A 14,188-nucleotide genomic window follows, 5' to 3' on the forward strand; every position below is an offset into this window, starting at 1 on the left:
CCGAACCCGCACAGTCACCCTCGCCGCATGACCAAGGCAAACAGCTACAAATCCGATGGCGCAGCCTTGACGAAGGACATAGAGGCACCCCCCCCCAATTGCCGGTCGGTCTAAAGGCTGCGAGCCACAGGTCACCGAGCACCACGCTCGCGGACTCAGCCCGGAAAGGACAACCGGGCAACCGTCCGCCATACGCTGGAATGTCCTGCGCGAAGGACGCGAAGGACATGAGAGAGACACGAGGGACGGGAGGCCGGGGTGACCGGGACGACGACGGTGGCGCAGGTCATGGCCGAACTGGCTGAGCTCGACGACCCGAAGGCGCGCAGGGCGAACGAGAAGCGCGGCGACGACCACGGGGTGAACCTCGGCAAGCTGCGCGCGCTCGCGAAGCGGCTCAAGACGCAGCAGGAGCTCGCGGTCGGGCTCTGGGCGACGGACGACACCGCGGCGAGGCTGCTGGCGATCCTGATCTGCCGGCCCACGGCGTTCGGGCGCGACGAGCTGGACGCCATGGTGCGTGAGGCGCGCGCCCCCAAGGTGTTCGACTGGCTCGTGAACTACGTGGTGAAGAAGAACCCGCACGCCGAGGAGCTGCGCCTGGCCTGGTCCGCCGACCCGGATCCGGTGGTCGCGAGCGCCGGCTGGGCGCTGACCACCGAGCGGGTGGCGAAGAGGCCCGAGGGGCTCGGTCTCCCCGGGCTGCTCGATGTCATCGAGGCGGAGATGAAGGACGCCCCGGACCGTCTGCAGTGGGCGATGAACCACTGTCTGGCGCAGATCGGGATCGAGCACGCCGAGTACCGCGCCCGCGCGATCGGCATCGGTGAGCGCCTGGAAGTACTCAAGGACTACCCGACGCCCCCGAACTGCACGTCTCCGTTCGCGCCGGTCTGGATCGCCGAGCTGGTGCGCCGCCGGGAGGAGCAGGAGGGCTGAGGGGGCGCCCCGTGGTCCCCGTCGGGCGCGAAAACCATTCGGCTCGTCCCGGAAATACGGGCACAGTGCGCCCATGGACGACGACAGCGGTGGCCACGTACCTCCCCGAGGGCTGAACGCGGACGGGACGATCCGGCGGGAGGGCTCGCTGGGCCGGGTGCCCCCGGCGTTCGCCCCCGTGGTGGCGGCCGCCCGGTCCCGGATCACCGGGGCGTTCGACGGTACGCGGCTGCACAGCGCGTACATCTACGGCAGCATTCCGCGCGGCACGGCCGTCCCCGGCGTCTCCGATCTGGATCTGCTGCTGGTTCTGCGTACCCGGCCGACCGGGGCCGACGAGGCGGCGGCCCGTGCCGTCGAAGCCGGTCTGGACGCCGACTTCGGGCAGATCGACGGTGTCGGCGCCCTCCTCACCAGTACCGACGCCGTCACCAGCGAACTCGAACGGCACGACCTCGGTTTCTTCCTCGCCTGTCTCTGCACACCGCTGCTCGGCGAGGACCTCGCCGGCCGGCTGCCGCACTACCGCCCGACCCCGCTGCTCGCCCGCGAGACCAACGGGGACCTGGTGCTCTCGCTGCCCCGCTGGCGGCGCAGGGCCGCCGAGGCGACCACGGACGCCGAACGCCGCAACCTCAGCCGAGGCGCCGGCCGCCGGATCGTCCGGTCCGGCTTCACGCTGGTCATGCCGCGGTGGCGGGGCTGGACCAGTGACCTGGCCGAGTCCGCCGAGGTGTTCGCCCGCTACTACCCGGACCACCCGGAGCGGATCGAGCAGATGCGGCTGGCCGCGCACACCGGCCGCAACCCCTCCGCCGATCCGGCCGTGCTCAGCACGCTCATCGAGGACCTCGCACCCTGGCTGGCGGCCGAGTACGTCGCGGTGCACGGCGAGAAGGCGCCGCGCCACTGATCACCGCGCCCCTGATCACGTCGCCCCTGGCCGCCGCTCCCCTGGTCACCGCCTCCCTGACCGCGCCGGCCCGCCGCAGCAGCGGCCAGCAGGCGATGCCGAGCAGCAGCGCCAGCGGGTGGCCCCAGTCGGTGAGCGGGTTGCTCAGTTCGACCAGATCGCTCGCCAGCATCACGCCCAGCCCGCCGAGCACCAGCGTCCGCACCAGCGGGGTGAACAGTCCGGTGAGCGCGCCCACGCTCGCCATCAGCCCGAAGCTGATGCCGTAGTCGAGGCGGTGCAGCGACGATTCCGGCAGGTGCCCGGCGACCACGGAGATTCCGACCGGGATCTCCGTGGCGAGCGTGGCCACGACATGGCCGAGCACGAACACACCGGCGGTCCGCCATCCTCCGATGCGACGTTCCAGCGCGGTCAGTACGAGCGCGAGGACGAAGACCATGGGGGAACCGAGCCCGCCGACCACCCACAGGGCGCTGGCGGTCAGGACGAGCAGCGGCCTCTGGCCCAGGTGCACGACGTCCGTGCTCGATTCGCGCAGCACGGCGGCGACGGTGGCGGGATCGGCGAACTCCATGAAGAGGGACGTGGCGACCAGCACCAGCAGGTAGCCGAAGGTGAACGGGGTACCGGTGGGTGTCGGCAGCAGCCGCGGCCATCGGCGGGCCCCGCGGACCGGGGCCGGCGGCGGGGCGGCCGGGCCCGGAGCGGCGGGGCTGCCCGGGCCGCCGGGCTGGCGCGGGACGGCGTCGAGCAGCGGAGCCACGAAGGGCTTTTCGCGGACCGCCCTGTCCGTACGCTGATGCACCGCGCGAGGCCCCTTTCCATGACAAGCCCCCCGAAGCAAGGCCCTACCTTCTTTGATCTTCCCCCGCACCGTCTATGGCGTAAGCCACAAATGCCCACCCGTGAACCGGTCGCGGTCCGCCCCCCGATAGAAGAGGTGTGAAGCTGTTGCGCCCCTCGGGGGAGGACCCGAACGACGACGACGCCCTGCTGCGGGCCGTCGCGCAGGGGGATACGGAGGCCCTGGCGACGCTCTACGACCGGCACGCCGGCTGGCTGCTGGCCAGGCTGAGCAGACGGTGCGCGGATGCCGAGACCGTACGGGAGGTCCTTCAGGACACCTTCGTGACGGTCTGGCGCTCCGCCGCGTCGCACCGCGGGGCCAGGGTCGGCGGCTGGCTGTGGGTGATCGCCTCGCGTCGGCTGGTGGACGCCCAGCGGGTCCATGCCCGTACCGATCTCGCCCACCGGGCCGAGCGGACCGGAAGCAACGAGTGGGCCGCCACCGCGCCGTCCGCCGAGGAGCGGGTGCTCGCCGGGCTGGAGTACGGGGATGTGGGCGCCGCGCTCGACCGGATCTCCCCCGAGCTGCGGGAGGTCCTGCGCGCCACGGTCATCGACGGGCTGACGACCCGCGAGACGGCCCGGCTCCTCGGCATACCCGAGGGCACGGTCAAGACCCGGGCGATGCGGGCCCGGCGCGAGCTGCGGGCCGCGCTGGAACTGTCGGCCCCGGCGGCCGGACCGCTGGGAGGAATGGCATGACCACGACGGGAGGCGCCGGCATGCCCCACTGGCATGTGAGCGAGGAACTGGCCGGGCGGTACGCCGCCGGTTCGGTGCCGGAGACGGACGCCTGGTCCGTGGAGAAGCACGTGGAGACGTGCGGCGGGTGCGCGGCCCGGCTGTCGGCGGCGGTACGGGTGCAGCCGGAGGCGGGAGCGGCGCTGGACGCGGTACGCGCGGGGGTGCTGGCCGCGGTGGTGGCCCAGGGGACGCCCGCGCGGGGGCCGGTGGAGGGGCCGGTCCGGGGGCCGGTGGAGGTGGCAGCCCCGCACGCGGCGGCCGGGGACGGGACGCCCGCGCGGCGTCCGGTCCGGGGGCCCGCGCAGGTGGCAGCCCCGCACGCGGCGGCAGCGGGCGGTACACCCGCGAAGGGGCCGGTCCGCAGTGCCCCCTTCCGCTTCCCCGGGGCCGCCACCCGCACCGGGCGGCTGCTGTGGGCCGCCGGGCCCGCGCTGCGCGGACCGTGGCTGCTGGCGCTGGTGCTGGTGGCCGTCGGGGCCGTCGCGCTGGCCTACGGGGCCGGGGCCGGGGAGGCGGTCCGTCCGCTGCTCCTCGTCGTCGCGCCGGTGCTGCCGCTCGCCGGGGTCGGCCTCTCCTACGGCAGGCACGCGGACCCGATGCACGAGATCACCGCCGCCACCCCGTCCGGCGGGCTGCGGCTGCTGCTGACCAGGACCGCCGCGGTGCTCGTCGTGAGCATCCCGGCGCTCACGCTCGCCGGGGCGGCGCTGCCCGCGTCCGCCGGGTGGCCCGGCGCGGCGGCCTGGCTGCTGCCCGGGCTCGCGATGACGCTGGCGGCGCTCGCCCTCGGCTCGTACGTCGGCTGCCGCACCGGGGCCACGTCCATCGCCGCGGCCTGGGCGGCCGCCGTCGTCCTGCCGGCCTTCGTCACGTCGCCCCCGGCCGCCCTCGCGGCGGCGGCCGGGGGCGCCCGGTACTTCGCGGGTTCCACCGCACAGGCCGGCTGGGCGGCGGGCGCGCTGGTGTGCGCCGCGCTGCTCGTCGTACGCCGTAGATCCTTCGACCATCTGGAGACGTTGTGAGCGTGCACGCATGAGCGGCACCGAGGCCGTGAACACGGTCGAGGTCAGGGCCTTGACCGTCCGGCACCGCAGGACGACCGCGCTCGACGCCGTCGATCTCGATTTCGCGCCCGGTGTGCACGGGCTGCTCGGGCCGAATGGGGCGGGCAAGACCTCGCTGATCCGGGTGCTCGCCACCGTCGCCGCGCCTTCCGGCGGCCGGGTGGAGCTGCTCGGCGGCGAGGTCGGCGCCGGGTCGGACCACCGCAGCCGGGCGGCGGTCCGGCGCAGGCTCGGCTATCTGCCGCAGGAGTTCGGCTACTACCCGGGCTTCACGGTCCGGGAGTTCGTGTCGTACGTGGCCTGGCTCAAGGAGATGGACGCGGCGGCGGTCCCGGCGGCGGTGGAACGCGCGGTGGACCAGGTGGGGCTGACGGACCGGATCGATGCCCGGGTGAAGACCCTTTCGGGCGGCATGGTGCGGCGCGTCGGCATCGCCCAGGCGATCGTCAACTCCCCGGACCTGCTGCTGCTCGACGAGCCGACCGCCGGCCTCGACCCGGAGCAGCGGGTCGAGTTCCGGGCGCTGATACGGGAGCTGGGCCGCTCCACCACCGTGATCGTCTCGACCCACCTGGTCGAGGACGTGGCCGCGGCCTGCACCGATGTGACGCTGATCGAGGCGGGCCGGATCGCGTACCGGGGTACGACGCGGGAGCTGACGGAGCTCGGCGGCGCCGAGGACGACGGAGCCCGGCAGTCGGACGGCAACCCGATCGAGCGCGGCTACACCGCCGCGCTGCGGGCGCACCGGGCGGCGGTGGCGAACCGATGACGGATCCCGGAGCACTCGTACGCCGCCTGACGCACACCGCCCTGCGGGCCGAACTCCGGCGCGGGATCGCTCCGTGGACCGGTCTCGCCGTGGTCCTGACCCTCCTCGTTCCGCTGTGGAGCAAGGCACCCCAGTGGCAGGGGAACTGGGGCGACACCCAGACCCAGCTGCGCGCGGCGACGGCGCTGCTCGGCGGGCCGCTCGTCGCCGCGGCCGCCTGCTGGCAGGGCGGCCGGGAGTACCGTCGCCGCACTGCCGAACTGCTGCTCTCGGTCCCGCGCGGCCGGCTCGCGCAGGCGACGACAGCCGCGGCGCCGATCGCGCTGTGGGCGGCGGCCGGGTATCTGCTCGCGCTGGGCGTGGTGTTCGCGGCGACGGCTCCGTACACCGGGGCGGGCGGGCCGTCCCTCTCGGTCGTCGTCGCGGATCTCGGCTGTCTGCTGTCCATCGCCGTCGTCGGCTTCGTCGTCGGCCGGCTGGTGCGGTGGCGGCTGATCGCCCCGGTGCTCGCGGCCGGTCTCTACGTCCTCCTGGGCGCCCCGGGCTACATGGAGTCGGACGTCCGGTTCCTCAGCCCCGCCGAGCAGTACCCGCTGGACGGGTCCGTCCCGGTGTGGTGGTTCGCACCGGCCCTGCTGGCCTGGACGGGTGGCATCGCCGTCACCGCGCTGCTGGCCTACGCGGCCCGGCGGCGCGGCCTGGCCGTCGTACCGCTCGCCGTGGCGGTCACGGCCGGTGCGGTGATCGCGCACACGGGCACCGGTCTGTTCCGGGACGACCCGGCCGTGCGGCACCGGGTCTGCTCGGCGGCCGCACCCGGCACACCGCAACTCTGCGTGCGGGCGCCCGACGCTCCGCTGCTGCCCCGGATGTCCGAGGCCCTGTCGGGAATGTTCTCGCGCCTGGAAGGAGTGCCGGGCGCACCGGTCAGATATGTCACCCCGGAGTTCGGCCCGAAGAACGGCGAGGCTTCCCTCGGGCACGTGGTGCGCGGCTGGGGCATCGCACGGAACGAGCTGACCGATCCCCACGGCTACCTCGCGAACACCGCCATGACCCTGGTGAGCCGCGACTGTCCGGAGCCACGGGCCGAGGTCGTCGGCAAGGAGGCCGCGCGGGTGGAGCGCACGGACGACGCGGTACGCAGCTGGCTGGCCGACGAGGAGTCGCTGTGGTTCCCGGATTCGCGCTACCTCGCCCGCCTGAAGGATCTGCCGGACGCCGAGCGCAAGGCCTGGCTCGGCCGCTACCTGGCCACCCGGAAGAGCTGCACGCCCGCGGAGGTCCCGGCCCTGTGAGCATCCAGCCGCTCCTCTACATCCGCTCCCGCGCCCTCCCCCTCACCGCCGCCACCCTGGCCGGCATCGCCCTGGTCGCCGCCTGGGCCGCCGACTGGCTGCAGGACCAGCCGTACTTCGACCACACCGCCCGCGTCCCGGTCGTCGTGCTGGCCCCGCTGCTCGCCTCCTCGGCGATCGGCACCGGCCTGCACTCGCACTCCGAGGAGCTGGACCGGACCGCCGTACGCCGCTGGTGGCCGCGCCGGCTGCTGCATCTGCTGGCGCTGACCGCGGTGACGGCCGGGGTGCTCGCGGCGGCGGTCCCGGGGCACCCGGAGGAGTTCGGCGTACCGGCCATGGTGCGCAACGTGCTCGGCGCGACGGGGGTGGCCGCGGCCTCCGCCGCCCTGCTCGGCGCCCGGCTGAGCTGGCTGCCGATGACGGTCTACGGAGGCGCCGTCTACCTGGCGGCGCCCCGCGACCCGGGCGGCGCGGCGGCCGTGTGGGCCTGGCCGATGCAGCCGGGTCCGCAGGGCGCGGCCTGGTCGGTGGCCGTGACGGCGTACGTGGCCGGGGCGGCCCTCCTGGTGGTGCGCGGCGCACGCCCGGAGCGCGGCTGATCCGGCAGGGGGCGGATCCGGCAGCGGGCGGATCCGGCAGCGGGCGGATCCGGCAATCCGCTGGCACCGGGCCGCGCCCACCGGCCAGGATGGCGGGGAACCTGCCCGCCACCCGCCGGAGACCCGCACCATGCCCCAGATCCATCGCTCCGACACCCCCTCCCCCGTCACGCTCGACCGCCGCGAAGGCCCGTACGGCGAGGTCGTGCTGCGGGAGCGGGGTGACGACTTCGAGATCATCGCCAACGGGTGCTTCCTGATGGACACCTCCGACGGGCGCTCCGAGCGGCTGCTGATCGACGCGGCGCTGGCCGCGCTGCCGCCCGGCCGGACCGCTCCGTCGGTGCTCATCGGGGGCCTCGGCGTCGGCTTCTCGCTGGTCCGGGCCGCCGACGGGCCGAGGTGGGGGCGGATCGTCGTGGCCGAGCGGGAGCAGGCGATCGTGGACTGGCATCTTCAGGGGCCGCTGGGTGCGATCTCCGGCGCGGCGCTGGCCGATCCGCGGACCGGGATCCTGACGACGGATCTGGTCGAGTACCTGCGTACGACTACGGACCGTTACGACGCTCTGTGCCTGGACATCGACAACGGGCCGGAGTGGACCGTCACCGAGGACAACACCGGCCTGTACTCCCCGGCCGGTCTGGCGGACTGCCGGGAGCGGCTGACGCCGGGCGGTGTTCTCGCGGTGTGGTCCGCGCAGCCGTCCGCCGACTTCGAACAGGCCTTGCGGAATGCCGGATTCGATGGGGTAAGGACTGAAGAGGTCAATGTTGCCCGAGGTGTTCCCGACGTGGTGCATCTCGCACTTCGGACGGCCTGAGTTCCCCCACCGGGTATCGCCGGCCCCCGGAAGTCCGGGGGCCAAGCGTCACAAGACCGACACTCCGCCACCTCTTTGCGTCCGAGGCGTTACACCCTGCGTAGCCGAGAGCAGTCCGCTGCCTTTACGCTGCTGACCGGTAACGGGATCACCGACGAAATCCACAAGCGAAGACCGTGCGTCCGGGGGAATGGCCCCCGCGAGAACGGGCAGGGGCGGGGCGATGGAACAGACACACACCACCCACAACGGTGTCGCGGCCACCCCGGGCGCGCAGCGCCGGGTGCTGGTGGTCGAGGACGACGCCACGATCGTCGAAGCCATTTCCGCCCGGCTGCGGGCCGAGGGCTTTCTGGTGCAGACCGCACTCGACGGCCCCGCGGCAGTGGACGCGGCCGAGGCGTGGCAGCCCGATCTGATGGTGCTCGACATCATGCTTCCCGGCTTCGACGGGCTGGAGGTCTGCCGCCGGGTGCAGGCCCAGCGGCCGGTGCCGGTGCTGATGCTGACCGCGAGGGACGACGAGACGGACATGCTGGTCGGCCTCGGAGTGGGCGCCGACGACTACATGACCAAGCCGTTCTCGATGCGCGAGCTGGCGGCCCGGGTCCATGTCCTGCTGCGCCGGGTCGAGCGCGCGGCGCTGGCCGCGGTGACGCCGCGCAGCGGAATACTGCGCCTCGGCGAGCTGGAGATCGATCACGCGCAGCGCCGGGTCCGGGTGCGCGCCGACGACGTCCACCTCACGCCGACCGAGTTCGACCTGCTGGTCTGTCTGGCCAACACCCCGCGTGCGGTGCTCTCCCGGGAGCAGCTGCTGGCCGAGGTCTGGGACTGGGCGGACGCCTCCGGCACCCGTACCGTCGACAGCCACATCAAGGCACTGCGCCGGAAGATCGGCGCGGAGCGGATCCGTACCGTGCACGGTGTCGGCTACGCCCTGGAGACCCCGGCTCCATGACCCGGCCCGGTTCCGGACTGCGTCCCTTCTCGGTCAAGGCCAAGATGAGCACGCTCGTCGTGGTCTCGGTCTTCATCACCACCGGCCTGCTGATGGTGGCCGTGCGCACCAGGACCGAGCTGCGGTTCATCACGGTGTTCTCGGTGATCGCGACCCTGCTCATAACCCAGTTCGTCGCGCACGGTCTGACCTCGCCGCTGGACGAGATGACGACGGTGGCCCGGTCGATCTCGCACGGCGACTACACCAGGCGGGTGAGCGGCGCCGACCGGCGCGACGAACTCGGTGACCTGGCCCAGACGATCAATCGCATGGCGGACGATCTGGAGGCCGTGGACCGGCACCGCAAGGAGCTGGTCGCCAATGTCTCGCACGAGTTGCGCACACCCATCGCGGCGCTGAGAGCCGTGCTGGAGAACGTCGTGGACGGGGTGTCCTCGGCCGATCCGGAGACCATGCGTACCGCTCTGAAGCAGACCGAGCGGCTCGGCAGGCTGGTGGAGACGCTGCTGGACCTGTCCCGGCTGGACAACGGGGTGGTCACGCTGAAGGCCCGCCGTTTCGAGGTGTGGCCCTATCTGTCGGGTGTGCTGAAGGAGGCGAACCTCGCCGCCGGGCACCGCCGGCTGTCGTCCGGTTCCGGGAACCACACCCGCAAGGACGTACATCTGCACCTGGACGTGTCGCCGCCGGAGCTGACCGCGCACGCGGACGCGGAGCGGCTGCACCAGGTGGTGGCCAATCTGATCGACAACGCCGTCAAGCACAGCCCGCCGCACGGCCGGGTCACCGTGCTGGCCCGGCGCGGGACCACGCCGGAGTCCCTGATGCTCGAAGTGCTGGACGAGGGGCCGGGCATCCCGGAGTCCGAGCGGCACCGGGTCTTCGAGCGCTTCAACCGCGGCGAGGTGCCCTCCCCGCACGGCCCGGGCAGCGACGGCGGTACGGGCCTCGGCCTGGCGATCGCCCGCTGGGCGGTGGATCTGCACGGTGGACGCATCGGTGTGGCCGAATCCGTTCGCGGCTGCCGCATTCAGGTCACTCTTCCGGGGATCCCTCAGCAGCGCGGTTGACATAGGGTTCGAACCGGAAGGGCACGTTCTGCGTGTTCCGTTCAAGGGGTGCGGCCCAGTGGGCCGTAGCCGAGGTCCGACGTACCCAAAACAAAGCGGAACTGTGCTTGTTTCCCGCCAATTCCTGCACCGAAACCCGCCTTCCGATGTGACTTGCGCGACGAAGACCGGCCCGGCCTGCGTGGAACGGCCGGGGAGGCGTAGCCTTGATTTCCGCTGTCCATCACCTTGTGAAGCGGAAGAGGGCGGTTGCCGCCGTGTCGTCTCAGTCCCCCAGTAACTCGAGCATCTCGACCGACCAAGCCAGCCCGGGTTCGAACCCGGCCGCTGCTTTCGGGCCCAATGAGTGGCTCGTCGACGAGATCTACCAGCAGTACCTCCAGGATCCCAATTCGGTCGATCGCGCCTGGTGGGACTTCTTCGCCGACTACAAGCCGGGTACGTCCGGCACGGCGGACAAGCCCGTTCCCGGCGCCCCGGCCGCGGTGACCCCGGCCGCACCCGCGCCGGCCGCACCCGCGCCGGCCACCCCGGCCGCACCCGCCCCGGCCCCCGCGGCTCCGGCCCCCGCACAGGCCGCGCCCGCCGCCGCTGCTCCGGCAGCCCCGGCAGCCCCGGCAGCCCCGGCGAAGGCCGCTCCGGCCCCGGCCGCGAAGGCCGCCGAGCCCGCCCCGGCCAAGGCCGCGGCCGCGCCGGCCACCGAGGCCCCGGCCGGTCCCGAGTACGTCACGCTGCGTGGCCCCTCGGCCGCCGTCGCGAAGAACATGAACGCCTCGCTGGAGCTGCCGACGGCCACGTCCGTCCGCGCCGTCCCGGTGAAGCTGCTCTTCGACAACCGCATCGTCATCAACAACCACCTCAAGCGCGCCCGGGGCGGGAAGATCTCCTTCACGCACCTCATCGGCTACGCGATGGTGCAGGCCCTCAAGGCCATGCCGACGATGAACCACTCCTTCGCGCTGAAGGACGGCAAGCCGACCCTGGTCAAGCCGGAGCACGTGAACCTCGGTCTGGCCATCGACCTGGTGAAGCCGAACGGCGACCGCCAGCTGGTCGTCGCGGCCATCAAGAAGGCCGAGACGCTCAACTTCTTCGAGTTCTGGCAGGCCTACGAGGACATCGTCCGCCGCGCCCGCAACGGCAAGCTCGGCATGGACGACTTCACCGGCGTCACCGCCTCGCTGACCAACCCCGGCGGCATCGGCACCGTCCACTCGGTGCCCCGCCTGATGCCCGGTCAGGGCCTCATCATGGGCGTCGGCGCGATGGACTACCCGGCCGAGTTCCAGGGCACCTCCCAGGACACCCTGAACAAGCTGGGCATCTCCAAGGTCATGACACTGACCTCGACGTACGACCACCGGGTCATCCAGGGCGCCGCCTCCGGCGAGTTCCTGCGGATTCTCGCCCAGCTGCTGCTCGGCGAGAACGAGTTCTACGACGAGATCTTCAAGTCGCTGCGCATCCCGTACGAGCCGGTCCGCTGGCTGACGGACATCGACGCCTCGCACGACAACGACGTCACCAAGGCCGCGCGGGTCTTCGAGCTGATCCACTCCTACCGGGTCCGCGGCCACGTCATGGCCGACACCGACCCGCTGGAGTACCGCCAGCGCAAGCACCCCGACCTGGACATCACCGAGCACGGCCTCACCCTGTGGGACCTGGAGCGGGACTTCGCGGTCGGCGGTTTCGCCGGCAAGTCGATGATGAAGCTCCGCGACATCCTCGGCGTGCTGCGTGAGTCGTACTGCCGCACCACCGGCATCGAGTTCATGCACATCCAGGACCCGAAGCAGCGCAAGTGGCTCCAGGACCGGGTGGAGCGCCCGCGCGCCCAGCAGCCCGAGCGCGAGGAGCAGCTGCGCATCCTGCGCCGGCTGAACGCCGCCGAGGCGTTCGAGACGTTCCTGCAGACCAAGTACGTCGGCCAGAAGCGGTTCTCGCTGGAGGGCGGCGAGTCCGTCATCCCGCTGCTCGACGCGGTCATCGACTCCGCCGCCGAGGCCCGCCTCGACGAGGTCGTCATCGGCATGGCCCACCGCGGCCGGCTGAACGTGCTGGCCAACATCGTCGGCAAGTCGTACGCGCAGATCTTCCGCGAGTTCGAGGGCAACCTCGACCCCCGGTCGATGCACGGCTCCGGCGACGTCAAGTACCACCTGGGCGCCGAGGGCACCTTCACCGGTCTGGACGGCGAGCAGATCAAGGTCTCGCTGGCCGCCAACCCCTCGCACCTGGAGGCGGTCGACCCGGTCCTGGAGGGCATCGCCCGCGCCAAGCAGGACATCATCAACAAGGGCGGCACGGACTTCACGGTCCTGCCCGTCGCGCTCCACGGCGACGCGGCCTTCGCGGGCCAGGGCGTCGTCGCCGAGACGCTCAACATGTCGCAGCTGCGCGGCTACCGCACCGGCGGCACCGTGCACGTGGTGATCAACAACCAGGTCGGCTTCACCGCCGCCCCGGAGTCCTCGCGCTCCTCGATGTACGCCACCGACGTGGCGCGCATGATCGAGGCGCCGATCATCCACGTCAACGGCGACGACCCCGAGGCCGTCGTCCGGGTCGCGCGGCTCGCCTTCGAGTTCCGGCAGGCGTTCAACAAGGACGTCGTGATCGACCTCATCTGCTACCGGCGCCGCGGTCACAACGAGACCGACAACCCGGAGTTCACCAACCCGCAGATGTACAACCTGGTCGACAAGAAGCGCTCGGTGCGCAAGCTCTACACCGAGTCCCTCATCGGCCGCGGCGACATCACGCTGGAAGAGGCGGAGCAGGCGCTCCAGGACTTCCAGGGCCAGCTGGAGAAGGTCTTCGCGGAGGTCCGTGAGGCCACCTCGCTGCCGGCCCCGGCGCACACCCCCGAGGTCCAGCCGGAGTTCCCGGTCGCCGTGACCACCGCGATCTCCCCGGAGGTCGTGAAGGCCATCGCGGAGTCCCAGGTCAACATCCCCGACCGGATCACCGTCCACCCCCGCCTGATGCCGCAGATGCAGCGCCGCGCGGCCTCGGTGGAGAACGGCACGATCGACTGGGGCATGGGCGAGACCCTGGCCATCGGTTCGCTGCTGATGGAGGGCACCCCGGTCCGGCTCGCCGGCCAGGACACCCGCCGTGGCACCTTCGGCCAGCGGCACGCGGTCCTCGTCGACCAGGTGACCGGCGAGGACTACACCCCGCTGCTCTACCTCTCCGACGAGCAGGCCCGTTACAACGTCTACGACTCGCTGCTCAGCGAGTACGCGGCGATGGGCTTCGAGTACGGCTACTCGCTGGCCCGTCCGGAGTCGCTGGTCGTCTGGGAGGCCCAGTTCGGTGACTTCGTCAACGGCGCGCAGACCGTCGTCGACGAGTTCATCTCCTCGGCCGAGCAGAAGTGGGGCCAGACCTCCGGCGTCACGCTGCTGCTGCCGCACGGCTACGAGGGCCAGGGCCCGGACCACTCGTCCGCCCGCCCGGAGCGTTTCCTCACGCTGTGTGCGCAGAACAACATGACGGTCGCCATGCCGACCCTGCCGTCGAACTACTTCCACCTCCTGCGGTGGCAGGTGCACAACCCGCACCACAAGCCGCTGATCGTCTTCACCCCGAAGTCGATGCTCCGCCTCAAGGCGGCCGCGTCGAAGGCGGAGGAGTTCACCACCGGCGGCTTCCGCCCGGTGATCGGCGACGACTCGGTGAACCCGGCCGACGTCCGCAAGGTCGTCTTCTGCGCCGGCAAGGTCTACTACGACCTGGAGGCCGAGCGTACGAAGCGCGGCGTCACGGACACCGCCATCATCCGTCTGGAGCGCCTGTACCCGCTGCCGGGTGCCGAGCTCCAGGCCGAGATCGCCAAGTACCCGAACGCCGAGAAGTACCTCTGGACCCAGGAGGAGCCGGCCAACCAGGGCGCCTGGCCGTTCATCGCCCTGAACCTGATCGACCACCTGGACCTGGCCGTCGGCGCGGACGTCCCGCACGGCGAGCGCCTGCGCCGCATCTCGCGCCCGCACAGCTCGTCCCCGGCGGTCGGCTCGGCCAAGCGCCACCAGGCCGAGCAGGCACAGCTGGTCGCCGAGGTCTTCGAGGCCTGACCGGTCGCTGTACGTACAAGGGCCCGGCCCCCGCGAGTTGCTCGCGGGGGCCGGGCCCTTCGGTTCGC

At 72.1% G+C, this 14,188-nt stretch carries 12 protein-coding genes; 11 read left to right on the plus strand and 1 reads right to left on the minus strand.

Annotated elements, in window-relative coordinates; translation table 11 throughout:
• Positions 1-288: 288 nt before the first annotated feature.
• Together ABZ622_RS35130 and ABZ622_RS35135 are read left to right on the plus strand one after the other, a co-directional pair.
• Complete coding sequence (locus tag ABZ622_RS35130; protein ID WP_360550371.1) at positions 289-939, plus strand: DNA alkylation repair protein; 651 nt, start codon at positions 289-291, stop codon at positions 937-939.
• Positions 940-1,012: 73 nt separating this feature from the next.
• Entirely contained in the window at positions 1,013-1,852 is an 840-nt protein-coding gene (locus ABZ622_RS35135; protein ID WP_360550306.1) for a nucleotidyltransferase, read from the plus strand.
• Here ABZ622_RS35135 and ABZ622_RS35140 read toward each other — a convergent pair.
• Entirely contained in the window at positions 1,779-2,660 is an 882-nt protein-coding gene (locus ABZ622_RS35140) for a rhomboid-like protein (RefSeq protein ID WP_360550308.1), read from the minus strand. The two genes, ABZ622_RS35135 and ABZ622_RS35140, sit on opposite strands and share 74 nt — an antisense overlap.
• Positions 2,661-2,797: 137 nt before the next feature.
• Here ABZ622_RS35140 and ABZ622_RS35145 point away from each other — a divergent pair, with 137 nt between their 5' ends.
• The 9 genes from ABZ622_RS35145 to ABZ622_RS35185 all read left to right on the plus strand — a co-directional run bounded on the left by ABZ622_RS35145 (position 2,798) and on the right by ABZ622_RS35185 (position 14,120).
• Complete coding sequence (locus ABZ622_RS35145; protein ID WP_360550310.1) at positions 2,798-3,403, plus strand: RNA polymerase sigma factor; 606 nt, start codon at positions 2,798-2,800, stop codon at positions 3,401-3,403.
• Entirely contained in the window at positions 3,400-4,467 is a 1,068-nt protein-coding gene (locus ABZ622_RS35150; protein WP_360550312.1) for a zf-HC2 domain-containing protein, read from the plus strand. Before ABZ622_RS35145 ends, ABZ622_RS35150 begins: the two co-directional genes overlap by 4 nt.
• 10 nt (positions 4,468-4,477) lie before the next feature.
• Positions 4,478-5,281 (plus strand): ABC transporter ATP-binding protein, encoded by an 804-nt coding sequence (locus ABZ622_RS35155; RefSeq protein ID WP_360550314.1) that lies wholly within the window; start codon positions 4,478-4,480, stop codon positions 5,279-5,281.
• Positions 5,278-6,579, plus strand: coding sequence for a hypothetical protein (locus tag ABZ622_RS35160; protein WP_360550316.1), 1,302 nt, complete (start codon positions 5,278-5,280; stop codon positions 6,577-6,579). The genes ABZ622_RS35155 and ABZ622_RS35160 overlap by 4 nt, the downstream gene beginning before the upstream one ends.
• Positions 6,576-7,181, plus strand: a complete 606-nt coding sequence (locus ABZ622_RS35165; RefSeq protein WP_360550318.1) for a hypothetical protein — start codon at positions 6,576-6,578, stop codon at positions 7,179-7,181. The genes ABZ622_RS35160 and ABZ622_RS35165 overlap by 4 nt, the downstream gene beginning before the upstream one ends.
• Positions 7,182-7,311: 130 nt before the next feature.
• On the plus strand, positions 7,312-8,004 hold the full coding sequence (locus tag ABZ622_RS35170) for a spermidine synthase (RefSeq protein WP_360550320.1): 693 nt from the start codon (positions 7,312-7,314) through the stop codon (positions 8,002-8,004).
• Positions 8,005-8,227: 223 nt separating this feature from the next.
• On the plus strand, positions 8,228-8,965 hold the full coding sequence (locus ABZ622_RS35175; protein ID WP_124716425.1) for a response regulator transcription factor: 738 nt from the start codon (positions 8,228-8,230) through the stop codon (positions 8,963-8,965).
• Positions 8,962-10,038: an ATP-binding protein gene (locus tag ABZ622_RS35180; RefSeq protein ID WP_360550322.1), complete on the plus strand. Its 1,077-nt coding sequence runs from the start codon at positions 8,962-8,964 to the stop codon at positions 10,036-10,038. Before ABZ622_RS35175 ends, ABZ622_RS35180 begins: the two co-directional genes overlap by 4 nt.
• A 257-nt stretch (positions 10,039-10,295) precedes the next feature.
• Entirely contained in the window at positions 10,296-14,120 is a 3,825-nt protein-coding gene (locus ABZ622_RS35185; RefSeq protein ID WP_360550324.1) for a multifunctional oxoglutarate decarboxylase/oxoglutarate dehydrogenase thiamine pyrophosphate-binding subunit/dihydrolipoyllysine-residue succinyltransferase subunit, read from the plus strand.
• The last annotated feature ends 68 nt before the right edge of the window (positions 14,121-14,188 follow it).

It is taken from the genome of Streptomyces sp. NPDC007164 (assembly GCF_040634135.1).
Lineage (GTDB): Bacteria > Actinomycetota > Actinomycetes > Streptomycetales > Streptomycetaceae > Streptomyces > Streptomyces sanglieri.

Excerpts from the sequence above, each read along its gene's own strand:
- ABZ622_RS35130 (WP_360550371.1), top strand. The coding sequence starts at position 289 with ATGGCCGAACTGGCTGAGCTCGACGACCCGAAGGCGCGCAGGGCGAAC.
- ABZ622_RS35135 (WP_360550306.1), top strand. The coding sequence starts at position 1,013 with ATGGACGACGACAGCGGTGGCCACGTACCTCCCCGAGGGCTGAACGCG.
- ABZ622_RS35150 (WP_360550312.1), top strand. The coding sequence starts at position 3,400 with ATGACCACGACGGGAGGCGCCGGCATGCCCCACTGGCATGTGAGCGAG.
- ABZ622_RS35155 (WP_360550314.1), top strand. The coding sequence starts at position 4,478 with ATGAGCGGCACCGAGGCCGTGAACACGGTCGAGGTCAGGGCCTTGACC.
- ABZ622_RS35160 (WP_360550316.1), top strand. The coding sequence starts at position 5,278 with ATGACGGATCCCGGAGCACTCGTACGCCGCCTGACGCACACCGCCCTG.
- ABZ622_RS35170 (WP_360550320.1), top strand. The coding sequence starts at position 7,312 with ATGCCCCAGATCCATCGCTCCGACACCCCCTCCCCCGTCACGCTCGAC.
- ABZ622_RS35175 (WP_124716425.1), top strand. The coding sequence starts at position 8,228 with ATGGAACAGACACACACCACCCACAACGGTGTCGCGGCCACCCCGGGC.
- ABZ622_RS35180 (WP_360550322.1), top strand. The coding sequence starts at position 8,962 with ATGACCCGGCCCGGTTCCGGACTGCGTCCCTTCTCGGTCAAGGCCAAG.